Source organism: Govania unica (genome assembly GCF_027920805.1).
In the GTDB taxonomy this organism is placed as follows: Bacteria; Pseudomonadota; Alphaproteobacteria; order Sphingomonadales; family Govanellaceae; genus Govanella; species Govanella unica.
Map to the genome: position 1 here is coordinate 150,274 of NZ_JANWOI010000005.1, position 10,855 is coordinate 161,128.

Below are 10,855 nucleotides of genomic sequence, written 5' to 3' on the forward strand. Positions count from 1 at the left end.
GGGGGGCGGGAGTGACTGAAATCGCGGCTGGAATCGTCCGGGAAGATGCCGTGAAACGCAGGCATTTTGAGACTGTCACCCGCCTCCGCACAGAAGAACGGGTGCGTGGGGTTCTCAAATGGCTGTCGGTCCTGCTGCTGGCGGGGATCATCTTCGTCAGCATGCTGCCCTATGAATTTATCGATCAGACCTTTGATCAGGCGCTAGCGCATTTTCTCAATGCGCAACCCATTGATCCTTATATCTGGGTCAGCGACCAGTGCACCGGCCATGCCATGGCCTATGGCGCCTTGGCTTTTTGTCTCATGGGGGCCACCCTGCGGCGGGACGGCATTTTACCGGCTGTGCTAGCCTCGGCTTTTGCCTTTGCGGTCTGTCTCGGCTTCAGCTGTCTGATGGAATTTGCCCAGACCTATCTTCCGGCGCGCAGTGTGTCGGCGAACGATATCGCCGCTGGTTGCATGGGCGCGCTGACGGCCATTGTGACCTGGTTCGTGCTCGGGCCAAGCCTGCTTGAGTTCGGGGCACGCATCGCCCGCGGCGGCGTGGCGGCCCTGATGGCGGGGGCGTCGCTTTACGCCATCGTTTATGCCGTGATCATGTTTTTTCCGTTCGACATTGTTTTCTCCTTCGCCGATCTGCGCGAGATGATGGCCGCCGGGAAGTCTTTTCTTGGGGCGGAGACGAGCAACGCTGGCTTGGCGCGCGGGTCCGTGAGGGTGGTGATGGAGATTGCCCTGGCGGCGCCGCTTGGGGTTTTGCTACTGCGGCGTCCTGCAATTGTGGCGGTCGTCGTTGCTCTCTGCGTCGGGTTCGGGGTGGAGATCATCCAGTTCGGGCTGGTAACCGGACAAAGCACGGCTTTTGCCGGGGTGACGCGCAGCCTTGGTGTTTTCCTTGGCTGGGTCGCGGCGCGGGCTTTGCTGCGGCTTGATCATATGCCGGTACTCGGGGACAGGTCGCGGCTTATGTTGCGGCTTGGCGCGGCGCTGGCGTTGGTGCCGTTTGCTTTGCTCGTGGTGCTCCTCGATCGCTGGACGGCGGGGACGCGGCCCGGTTTCGATCAGGCGCTGGCTATTCTGGGCGCTGTCAATTGGCTGCCGTTTTATTATTTCTATTCGGGTGACGAAGTGGTGGCGGCGGTCAGCGCCATGTCGCAGATCGCGCAGTATCTGCCGCTTGGCGTGCTGATCTGGATCATTTACGGCCGTGGCGGCGGGCGTTCCTTATGGACGGCGGGGGTTCTGTCCCTGTTGCTCACGGCGCTTGTGGAAACCGGCGGGCTGTTCGTGGCCGGATATCGTCCTGACCCCACCAATCTGTTGCTGAACCTGATCGGGGCCTTGGGCGGCGTCTGGTTTGCCGGGGGCGCTCATTACTGGCTCGGGCGGATATTTTCGGGTCGTGCGACGGAGCATGATCTGGCCCCGAGGGCAAAGTCCGCGCCCGGATGGAGCCTGTCGGCGCTGGCGGCTGTCCTGTTGATGGTCGCGGCGCTGTTGTTGCTGTTTGATTATCCGGTGGCCAATGGCTGGCTGCTTGGCGGGTTGCTGGCCTATGCGTTGTTGCTGCGGGCCCATCCGCTGGCCTGGCTTGTGATCATCCCGGCGGCCTTGCCGGTGCTTGATTTCACGGTGCTGACCGGGCGGGCCATGTTGGACCCGTTTGATGCGCTGCTGCTGGTGACGCTGGCCATGGAGCTTTGGCGCAAGCCTTTGCGGCTTGGGGATTTCGGCTGGCGCGGGGCGTTTCTCTGGCTCATGCTGGCCTATCTTGCCGCTTATGTGATCGCGGTTCTGAACGGTTTGCTGCCGCTGCCGCCGTTTGACGCCAATAGCTTCAGTTCGCCCTATTCAAGCTGGCAGACGCTTTGGGCCTCCAAGGGGTTGCTGGCGGCGATCCTGCTCGCACCCATGCTGTGGCGGGCGGTGCGCGACAATCCGGGGGCGTTTTTGCTGCTCGGCTACGGCATGGCCAGCGGGTTGCTGCTCAGTGGTCTCGTGGTGATGTGGGAACGTTTCCTGTTTACCGGCCTGCTCAATTTCAACACGGAATATCGGGCCGTCGGGCCGTTTGGCACCATGCGCACGGGCGGGGCGCATCTTGACGCGTATCTGGCCACCGCCCTGCCGTTCTCTGCTGTGATTTTCCTCATGCATCGTAACTTGAAGGGCATGATCGGGGCGCTTCTGCTGGCCTTGATCGGGCTTTACGGGACCTATGTCACCTTTTCGCGCGGGCCTTATCTGGCGGTTCTCGCGGCGGCTCTGGTGCTCGGCCTTGGGCTTTGGCTTGCTGTGCGGAAGCGCGAGGGGCATGCCCTGCGGTTCCTGACCTTTGTCCTTGTCGGGGTTGGACTTGCGGCGGCGGCGGCGGTGCCGTTTTTCAATGGTTCGTTTCTCGCCAAACGGTTCGAGACCATGTCCGAGGACAGCGGCATTCGCTGGAACCACTGGCAGCATGTGCTCGATCTGCGGGACGGGGATGCGGCCAGTCTGCTGTTCGGCATGGGGCCGGGGCGGTATCCCGCGTTTTATTACGCGAAGGACAGCAGCAAGACCCCGGTCGGGAGCGTCAGTCTCGGGCAGGAGGGCGCGCGGAGCTTCGTGCGTCTGGCGGCGGGCAAACCGGTTTATTTTTCGCAATTCGTGCGGGTGCAGCCGGCACATCACTATACGCTCAGCTATCGTGTGCGCGCTTATGGCGAGAACGCGGCGTTGGCGGTGCCGATCTGCGAAAAATGGGTGGCGGATTCCTTTGGCTGCAAATGGACCTCGACCGCGATTGCCGACGGGACTGGGCAATGGAGCGCGGTTTCGCTGCCGCTTAAAAGCGGCGATCTCGCCTCGGCGCGGGGACGGGCCGGTTGGATCACCAGCCGCCCGGTCAAATTCACCCTGTATAATCCGGTGGCCAAAACTGTCGTTGATGTCACGGACATAAAGCTCAGCACCGAATCCGGGCGCAATCTGGTGGACAATGGCGATTTTTCCGATGGACTTGATTTTTGGTACATGACCGCCGACGACCCCTTGCCCTGGCATATGGACAATCTGTTCGTTGCGGGGCTGTTCGAGCAGGGCTATCTGGGACTGGCGCTATTTCTTGGTCTGGTGACGGTGGTCGGTGTGCGGTTGATTGGCGAGGTTTTGGAGGGGGATCGCCTATCGGCGGTATTCTTGGCGGCTTTCACCGGGTTTCTGGTGGTCGGCGTGATCGGTAGTCCGCTCGATTCACCACGCCTGGGGCTGCTGTTCTATCTGTTGTTGTTCGCGGCTTATTATCTCTGCGAGCTGATGCGGCGGGAGCGTCGGGCGGCTTTGGCCTGAGACCGTCAGGCCAAGATCGTTGTCCGCCGGGACGGAATGTGAAAGACTAGCTCGGCTATCTGGTTCTCAAACTTGCTCTGTTCTGTCTGGTCTGTTCCTGTCGCGCATGGGGGACTTCATGTCAGAGGATGTCTTGTCAACCGATGCCATCATCATTGGCGCCGGACCTGTTGGTCTTTTTGCGGTTTTCGAGTTGGGGCTGCTCGGGCTCAAATGCCATCTGGTCGATAACCTCGACCGGCCGGGCGGGCAATGCACGCAGCTGTACCCGGAAAAGCCCATTTTCGATATTCCAAGCCGCCCGCGTTGCACGGGTCAGGAACTGACGGACGATCTGGTGCTGCAGGCGCAACCGTTCGAGCCCGTCTATCACTTCAAACAGCAGGCGGAAACTCTGCGGCGCCTCGATGACGGGCGTTGGCTGGTCACATGCTTTGGTGGCCTTGAAATCGCCGCCCCGATTGTGGTGATCGCCGCCGGGGCCGGAAGCTTTGTGCCCAAACGCCCGCCGCTTGACCATGTGGAAGATTATGAAAACGGTGGCGTCCATTATGCCGTCCGCCGTATGGAGGAATTTCGTGGCAAACGGCTGGTGATCGCGGGCGGCGGGGATTCAGCGCTTGATTGGGTGCTGAATCTGGCGCCTCTCGCGGCCGAGCTTACCCTCGTGCATCGGCGGGAGGAGTTCCGCGCTGCCCCGGATTCGGTCGGGCATATGCTGGCGCTGGTGGCGGCGGGACAGATGCGGCTGATCATCGGCAGCGTGCGCGAGCTGATTGGGGAGGGCGGAACCCTGCATGCGCTTGGGGTTCAGCATAAGGACGGGGCGACGGAAACGATTTCCTGCGACGCCTTTCTGCCGTTCTTCGGGCTCAAGATCAATCTTGGGCCGCTTGCCGACTGGGGATTTGCGTTTGATGCCCATCATCGCATTCTGGTCGATCCGGTCACCTATGAGGCCGGGCTGCCGGGTGTTTATGCGGTCGGCGATATGTGCACCTATGGCGGCAAGCTCAAGCTGATCCTGTCGGGATTTCACGAGGCGGCGGTTATGGCCCATGCCGCCTTTCATCATGCCCGTCCCAATGAAAAAATGGTGACCGGCTACACCACCACCAATACGGAACTGCAACGCCGCCTGGGTGTCGGCGTCTGAGGGGATAGTTCTGAACAGAAGCGGCTGGTGAAAATCTGTCGATCTCCGCCAGCCGCAGTGTCATGTCATCGCGAGGGTGAACGCAGGTTAACGTCCGCGACCGCCGCCATGGCCGCCACCACCGCCATGACCACCACCACCGCCATGACCACCACCCATGTGACCGCCGCCACGGAAGCCGCCGCCTCTGTGATCTCTGTCACGGTAGCCGTTACTGCGATAGTAGGAATGGCCATAACCATAGGGCGCGTAGTAGCCTGGGACCGGTACATAGTAATAGGGATCATAGTAGTAATCCGAATAGTACCCAGGGGGGTAATAAAACGGATCAGCATAAACAGGCACGCCGATCGACAGGCTGACGGATGTGCGGGCCATGGCGTCTGGAGCAGCAAAAACAGCTAGCAAAGCCGCGAGGCCGAGGCCAGTGCTGAGGATTTGGGTCTTGTTCATCTTGTGATACTCCTGGAGGAAGCTGAAGACACCTCACGTCTTTGTGTCGTCTCACTGCAGTGAGTGTATTCGCGGGAAGCTGAATTCTGTCTGAGGGGGGCGTTCATGTGCTGTTAAACTGGTGGGGGGTATGACCTCAGTATGATGAGTTACAGGGTCGTAAAAGGAACGCGATGGACGATCGCTGCCGGAGTGGTGGCCCTGCTTGCCATTGCGGATGCTGCGGGCCGCCCTGTTCATGCCTTTGATCCTGATCGTCCGGTGCGACAGGCGCAGTCGCGGAAAATGGATCAGGATCCGCCGGTTCGGGGGATTCCGGCGGAAAGCGGACAGCGGCATGGCGTGAGGCCGCCTTATCCGAGCCAGAGTTCTCCCAATCACTCTCATTCCGGTTCCAAAAACGTCGAGCCGCGCTCTGACGGCTCAGAGGTGATTTCCGGACGGGAGCGCAAACCTTCAGCACTTTATCCGAATGATGATCGTGATCGCCGCGCCTTGCAGCAGATGATGGGCCATGACCGGGCGCGGGCGGCGGTGCAGACCGGAACGATTCGCTCCCTGACCGAAATTCGCGGCCAGGTGCGGCGTCAGTTTGATGGTCGCATCGTCGGCGTCGAGCTTTATGAAAACCGGATGGGCGGCGGCCCGGATTGGGTCTATGACCTGCGCGTGCTCAATCCGCACGGCAATGTGGTGGCGGTGGAAATGGATGCGCGCACGGGCCGGGTACTGGCCGTGCGCGGAATGCGTTAAAATAGAGCGATCTGGAAAACAGGGCGACCGGTCACAAAAAGGGTAGTGAAACAATCATGCGTATTCTGGTGGTGGAAGACGACCCCGATATCCTGCGTCAGGTGGCCCTGTCCCTTGAGGATGCGGGCTATGTGGTGGACCGCGCCGGAGATGGCGAGGAAGGGCATTATCTTGGCATAAACGAAGCCTATGACGCCGTGGTGCTCGATCTCGGGCTGCCGGTCATGGACGGGGTCAGCGTCCTTGAACGCTGGCGCACGGCTGGGCTCAAGATGCCGGTGCTTATTCTGACCGCCCGCGACCGGTGGAGCGACAAGGTGGCCGGGCTTGATGCCGGGGCCGATGATTACCTGACCAAACCCTTTCGTCTTGAAGAACTGTTGGCGCGGGTGCGGGCGCTCATTCGTCGGGCCGCCGGCCTGCCATCACCGGAACTCAATTGCGGGCCAGTTTCGCTCAATACCCGCAGCGGCAAGGTCACGGCGGATGGCGTGCCGATCAAATTGACGGCGCAGGAATATCGCCTGCTCGCCTATCTTATGCATCACCCGGATAAGGTGGTGTCACGCACCGAGCTGACCGAACATATTTACGATCAGGACTTCGATCGCGATTCAAACACTATCGAAGTGTTTGTGAACCGCATCCGCAAAAAGCTGCCGGTGGATATCATCCGCACCGTGCGCGGGCTCGGCTATCGCATCGAAGAGCCAGGTTCTGGAGGACAAGCCGTCGAATGACGCAGGCCTCGGGTTCACCTGCCTCCACTCAGACCGGGGACGCCGGCTCAGGCATTCGCGCCAGTCAGTCGCTGACCGCGCGCATTCTGATCGCGGCCGTGGTTTGGCTGGCGATTGCCCTGGCGGCGGGTGGATTCGGTCTGTCCTATGTCTTTAAAAGCGCGGTCGAGCGCAACTTTGACAGCCGCTTGAGCATGCTGCTTGATTCTTTGGTGGGGGCGAGCAACGTGGACGGGCAGGGCATTGTCAGTCTCTACCGTTCGATGATGGACCCGCGCTTTGATCGTCCCTATTCGGGTTGGTATTGGCGCATATCGGCTGTGGGAGAGCTGCCGTTCCGTTCGCGCTCGCTGTGGGATCAGGATTTGTCCTTTCCCGATGCCCGCCATCTCGCGCGTGCAGAATTCGTCAATTTCAAAGGTCCGGAAGCGCAACGTCTGCGGGCCACAGCGCGCGATATTCATTTGCCGGGCTCGGCCAAAACCTATCGCTTCATGGTTGCGGGCGATCTTTCGGAAGTGGAGCTACAGGTCCGCGACTTTAATCGCATGCTGATCTGGTGGTTGTCAGCCCTGGGCGGCGTGCTTCTGGCCACCATGGCTATTCAGGTGCGTTATGGTTTGATGCCGCTCCGGACCTTGTCGCGCAAATTGTCCGCCATTCGTTCGGGCCGCGCGACACGGCTTGAGGGGCCGACGCCGAAAGAGATCATGCCGCTTGTGACCGAATTGAATGCGCTCATCGATCATAATGCCGCGGTGGTGGAGCGCGCACAAAAACATGTGGGCAATCTGGCGCATGCGCTGAAGACGCCGCTCACTGTCATGTCCAACGAAGCGGACGCGCAGTCGAGCGATCTGGCAAAACTGGTGACGCGGCAGACGGACATCATGCGCCGTCATGTGGATCATCATCTGGCGCGCGCCCGGGCTGCTGCGCGGGGCGGGGTCATTGGCAGCCGTTCAGACGTCATGCCGGCGCTGCGGGATCTTGTGCGCGTCATCGAAAAAATCTACGGCCATCGCGGATTGAAATTTTCCATCGTCAAACGTGCCGTGGACAAGGATCTTGTGTTTCGCGGGGAACGTCAGGATCTTGACGACATGCTGGGCAATCTCCTGGACAATGCCGGGAAGTGGGCCAAAACGCGGGTGCGTCTGACGGTCGGCTGCGATGATGGGCGATTGCGCATTCAGATCGAAGATGATGGACCGGGCATATCGGAAAAAGATCGTGCACTTGTGTTCACACGCGGCGAACGCATTGATGAAAGCGTGCCGGGTAGCGGGCTCGGTCTCGGCATCGTCAAGGATCTTGCGGAACTTTGCGGTGGAGATGTACGTCTTAAAGAAAGCCCGCTTGGCGGGCTGCTGGCGGAACTTGATTTGCCGCGCGTTCTTGATCAGCGGTGATATTGCAGAAGATGATTGGTTCCTGACCAGGTCATTCATCTAAGGTTCAGGCGCATCTTCCTAGGATGGCAACAAGTGGTGAGAGTAGAGGTTGAACAATGACTCCAATCCTGTCTAAAACTGTGGCGATCCTGATGTGCGGCGCAATGCTCACGGCCTGTGAAAACATGGGCCCGAAAGAGCAAGGCGGAACGGCAATGGGTGCTGCCACCGGTGCTATTCTCGGTGCAGCTATCGGCACGTCCAGCAATTGTCGCGGTTATCGGTGCAGGTCTTCCACCAGCGGCAGCGCAATAGCGATCGGTGCGCTCGCCGGGGCTTTGATCGGTGGCCAGATCGGCCGCTCGATGGACGCGAAGGACCGTCAGATGTATGGCGGCGCGCAACAGCAGGCTTTCGAATATGGCCGGGCGGGCCAGCCGTCTTACTGGCGCAATCCGGACAGCGGCAATTACGGCGAAGTGGTCCCCAAGGCGGCTTATCAGCGCCAAAACCAATATTGCCGTGAATTCACCCAGACCATCGTTGTCGGCGGCCAGAAGGAGCAGGGCTACGGCACTGCCTGCCGCCAGCCCGACGGCAGCTGGAAAATCGTCAATAACAATTAAATCTTGAAGGAATTGGCAGGTCCGGATTGGAACCCTCTCCCTCCCCACTCAGTGCCCCCCACGGCACATCCGGACTTGTCATGATCCCCGGCCGGGCCCCCTCGGCCGGGGATTGCTTTTATAAGCTCAGCCCGCCGGGTCGTTGGTGCGGCGTTCTCCGCCGGTGAAGCTGAGCGTCACCGCCCACCCCATATTGTCGCCGGTGGGCGTGGCTTCGCTGGCGGATATCTCGGCACCTTTGGGCAGCGCTTCGGCGGCAACCGAAATGGCTTCCTCGGCGCTGTCGGCGGTGACGGTCACCGTATATTTATGCTTGTGGCCGTGTTTTTTGGCTTTGGGGCTGTCGTCTGTCATGACCTTACTCGGATCTCGCTTACTTAGTTCTCGGGGAAAAAATCGCCGCGGCGGCCAGCATCAGCCAGCCCAGAATATAAAAGCCGCCGCCAATCGGTACGAGGGGATGGAGAAAGATCGGACCGCCCAGGGCCAGATTGTAGAGCCCGCCTGAAAAGCCGAGCGTGCCGAGGATGAACGCGATCCCGGCCAGCGGCAGAAGACGACGGTTGCCGAAATATGCGCTTGCGAGCCCCACAGAGATCAGCGCCAGCGCATGCCACAGCTGATATTCGACTCCCATATCAATGAGCTCAAGCTCCATGGGCGAGACGAAGGCCGCGAGGGCATGGGCCGACACCGCTCCCATGGCCACAGCCGAAGCGGCGCTGAGCGCGCCCGCTGCAATCCAAAAACGTATCATGTTTTATCCGATCTCTTAGGTGCGCGGCAGATTACGGCGTTTTGAGCCACCTTCGCGGCTGAAGTCCTGATATTCCGAGGAGAAGCGGCGAATGCGGTTGGCGTTGGCTGCGATATCACTGTCGCCAATACGCGAGGCCGAGCGGATATCGATCCGGGTCAACAGGCCGTCTTTGGCCACACGGACCACGATGTCGTCCTCGAACCCAAACCACAGCGTGCGATCGGTGGCTTCAATGATGCCGAGCTCCGGTTTGACGGCGACCAGATGCCAGCCAAGCTTGCGCGCGGCCTTTTCCGACATGACGAAGGCATCGGCCGGAGAGGATTCCGTAAAAAGCGGCTTGATATCGCGGTAAGCCTCCAACTGGAGCGGAATGTTTCTCGGATCATAGTCGGGGCTGTTGTCGCCCGGCTTGCGGTCTGCGAGCACCGCATTAAAGGCCGGGGGATTGTTTGTGTCGGTGGTGATGTCGTGAATGGCCGGCACCTTCTGGCTGGTGCGATAGAGTGAGAAAATGAACCCGGCCACCAGAATGGCGGCCAGTGCGGCGCTGATGCCAAGTGCCCGGTTCGGCCCGCCGCGCCAATGACGGAGAATGGTGACAAGATTAAGAACCACGGCGATAGCGCCGCCGATCACACCAACCTTAAGCAAATCGAACGCAAGATTGAGCGGCAGCAGACCAATGCGATAGAGCGGCCCGGCGAGAATGGCCAGCAAGACAATGACCGCAGCCAGAATCGCACAATATTTCGCGTAGTCCGTGATCCGGGCCACGGGTTCCGGCGTGTCGGAGACGGGATCGGGTGTGGAATCGGACATAGGGCGGGTCTCCTGAAGATGGGGCGTTAGCGCTGCGAAATTCGGTTGGTTGGAATCTATTGCGAATCAGGCCGTTAAGCAATGCTTGCCGGGCAGCTCAGGCAATATCCTGCGAGTCGGTGAGGATCTTAGGGAAAGCCCCAGTTTTCCGTCTTTGAGATCAGGTCCTTAGACAGTGGCTGGGAATGGTGGCATGATACGAGACCGGGTTTTGTTTATGCCCGGCCGCGAGCAAAATAGGGCTGAAACCGTAAAAAGTGAGGTGGGATAAATGCTCGTTACCAGTATTTTGAAGACCAAGGGCCGGGATGTTTACACGGTCGGGCCGGACATTTCTGTCCTGGAAGCCGTACAAGAGCTTCGGAAGAAGCGCGTGGGCGCGATGCTTGTCTGCGATACGGCAGGCGCCATCCTCGGCGTCCTGTCTGAACGGGATATCGTGCGGGCCTTGGCCGATGGCGGCATGACCATTCTTGCTGAGCCGGTTCATGTGCTGATGACGCGTGAAGTGGTGAGCTGCACTCTGACCGACAGCATCGACCATGTGATGATGCTGATGACCGATCGCCGTATCCGCCATGTTCCCGTCATCGATCATGGAAAACTCGCCGGTCTGATCAGCATCGGAGACGTGGTCAAGCAGCGCATTGCCGAAACCGAGATGGAAGCCGAAGCCATGAAACATTACATCGCCACGGGATGACCACCGCGAAACCGAGCAATCTCTGGTCTTCAGCAGAAAGTTTGAGAAAAGGTTGGAATGGTGTTTGACAAGGGTGATTGGTACCCCTATAAACCGGCTCCACGATGACAGCGCGGCCG

The 10,855-nt window shown here is 59.9% G+C and carries 11 protein-coding genes; 7 read left to right on the plus strand and 4 right to left on the minus strand.

Translation table 11 applies throughout. The features are described 5' to 3' along the window. Positions 1-11 precede the first annotated feature (11 nt). The gene (locus NYP16_RS14160; protein WP_274944817.1) at positions 12-3,329 is read left to right on the plus strand and encodes a VanZ family protein; all 3,318 of its coding nucleotides are present in this window, start codon (positions 12-14) and stop codon (positions 3,327-3,329) included. Positions 3,330-3,447: 118 nt separating this feature from the next. Next, positions 3,448-4,485, plus strand: coding sequence for an NAD(P)/FAD-dependent oxidoreductase (locus NYP16_RS14165; RefSeq protein ID WP_274944818.1), 1,038 nt, complete (start codon positions 3,448-3,450; stop codon positions 4,483-4,485). Positions 4,486-4,572: 87 nt separating this feature from the next. Here the strand turns inward: NYP16_RS14165 and NYP16_RS14170 are convergent, their stop codons facing one another. Continuing rightward, entirely contained in the window at positions 4,573-4,938 is a 366-nt protein-coding gene (locus NYP16_RS14170; RefSeq protein ID WP_274944819.1) for a hypothetical protein, read from the minus strand. A 141-nt stretch (positions 4,939-5,079) separates the two neighbouring features. Between NYP16_RS14170 and NYP16_RS14175 the strand changes: the two genes are divergently transcribed. The 4 genes from NYP16_RS14175 (at position 5,080) to NYP16_RS14190 (ending at position 8,451) form a co-directional block, all read left to right on the plus strand. Beyond that, on the plus strand, positions 5,080-5,691 hold the full coding sequence (locus NYP16_RS14175) for a PepSY domain-containing protein (RefSeq protein ID WP_274944820.1): 612 nt from the start codon (positions 5,080-5,082) through the stop codon (positions 5,689-5,691). A gap of 56 nt (positions 5,692-5,747) precedes the next feature. After that, positions 5,748-6,431: a response regulator transcription factor gene (locus NYP16_RS14180; protein WP_274944821.1), complete on the plus strand. Its 684-nt coding sequence runs from the start codon at positions 5,748-5,750 to the stop codon at positions 6,429-6,431. After that, positions 6,428-7,843 carry an ATP-binding protein gene (locus tag NYP16_RS14185; RefSeq protein ID WP_274944822.1) on the plus strand — a complete coding sequence of 472 codons (1,416 nt, stop codon included), beginning with the start codon at positions 6,428-6,430 and terminating at the stop codon, positions 7,841-7,843. Before NYP16_RS14180 ends, NYP16_RS14185 begins: the two co-directional genes overlap by 4 nt. Before the next feature lie 197 nt (positions 7,844-8,040). Continuing rightward, positions 8,041-8,451: an RT0821/Lpp0805 family surface protein gene (locus NYP16_RS14190; protein WP_274944823.1), complete on the plus strand. Its 411-nt coding sequence runs from the start codon at positions 8,041-8,043 to the stop codon at positions 8,449-8,451. A 126-nt stretch (positions 8,452-8,577) separates the two neighbouring features. Here the strand turns inward: NYP16_RS14190 and NYP16_RS14195 are convergent, their stop codons facing one another. Genes NYP16_RS14195 through NYP16_RS14205 form a run of 3 tightly spaced genes read right to left on the minus strand, consistent with a single transcriptional unit; the run spans position 8,578 to position 10,033 of the window. Beyond that, complete coding sequence (locus tag NYP16_RS14195) at positions 8,578-8,805, minus strand: hypothetical protein (protein WP_274944824.1); 228 nt, start codon at positions 8,803-8,805, stop codon at positions 8,578-8,580. 19 nt (positions 8,806-8,824) lie between these two features. Next, positions 8,825-9,208, minus strand: a complete 384-nt coding sequence (locus tag NYP16_RS14200; RefSeq protein ID WP_274944825.1) for a DUF423 domain-containing protein — start codon at positions 9,206-9,208, stop codon at positions 8,825-8,827. Positions 9,209-9,223: 15 nt separating this feature from the next. Then, a complete protein-coding gene (locus NYP16_RS14205; protein ID WP_274944826.1) occupies positions 9,224-10,033 on the minus strand; it encodes a DUF1499 domain-containing protein in 810 nt (269 codons plus the stop codon). Between the two features lie 271 nt (positions 10,034-10,304). Between NYP16_RS14205 and NYP16_RS14210 the strand changes: the two genes are divergently transcribed. Next, a complete protein-coding gene (locus NYP16_RS14210; RefSeq protein ID WP_274944827.1) occupies positions 10,305-10,736 on the plus strand; it encodes a CBS domain-containing protein in 432 nt (143 codons plus the stop codon). Positions 10,737-10,855 lie beyond the last annotated feature (119 nt).

What these genes read in the sequence shown, in the direction of transcription:
- NYP16_RS14175 (WP_274944820.1), top strand. Translation starts at nt 5,080, where the DNA reads ATGATGAGTTACAGGGTCGTAAAAGGAACGCGATGGACGATCGCTGCC.
- NYP16_RS14165 (WP_274944818.1), top strand. Translation starts at nt 3,448, where the DNA reads ATGTCAGAGGATGTCTTGTCAACCGATGCCATCATCATTGGCGCCGGA.
- NYP16_RS14195 (WP_274944824.1), bottom strand. Translation starts at nt 8,805, where the DNA reads ATGACAGACGACAGCCCCAAAGCCAAAAAACACGGCCACAAGCATAAA.
- NYP16_RS14190 (WP_274944823.1), top strand. Translation starts at nt 8,041, where the DNA reads ATGGGTGCTGCCACCGGTGCTATTCTCGGTGCAGCTATCGGCACGTCC.
- NYP16_RS14200 (WP_274944825.1), bottom strand. Translation starts at nt 9,208, where the DNA reads ATGATACGTTTTTGGATTGCAGCGGGCGCGCTCAGCGCCGCTTCGGCT.
- NYP16_RS14205 (WP_274944826.1), bottom strand. Translation starts at nt 10,033, where the DNA reads ATGTCCGATTCCACACCCGATCCCGTCTCCGACACGCCGGAACCCGTG.
- NYP16_RS14185 (WP_274944822.1), top strand. Translation starts at nt 6,428, where the DNA reads ATGACGCAGGCCTCGGGTTCACCTGCCTCCACTCAGACCGGGGACGCC.
- NYP16_RS14210 (WP_274944827.1), top strand. Translation starts at nt 10,305, where the DNA reads ATGCTCGTTACCAGTATTTTGAAGACCAAGGGCCGGGATGTTTACACG.
- NYP16_RS14180 (WP_274944821.1), top strand. Translation starts at nt 5,748, where the DNA reads ATGCGTATTCTGGTGGTGGAAGACGACCCCGATATCCTGCGTCAGGTG.
- NYP16_RS14170 (WP_274944819.1), bottom strand. Translation starts at nt 4,938, where the DNA reads ATGAACAAGACCCAAATCCTCAGCACTGGCCTCGGCCTCGCGGCTTTG.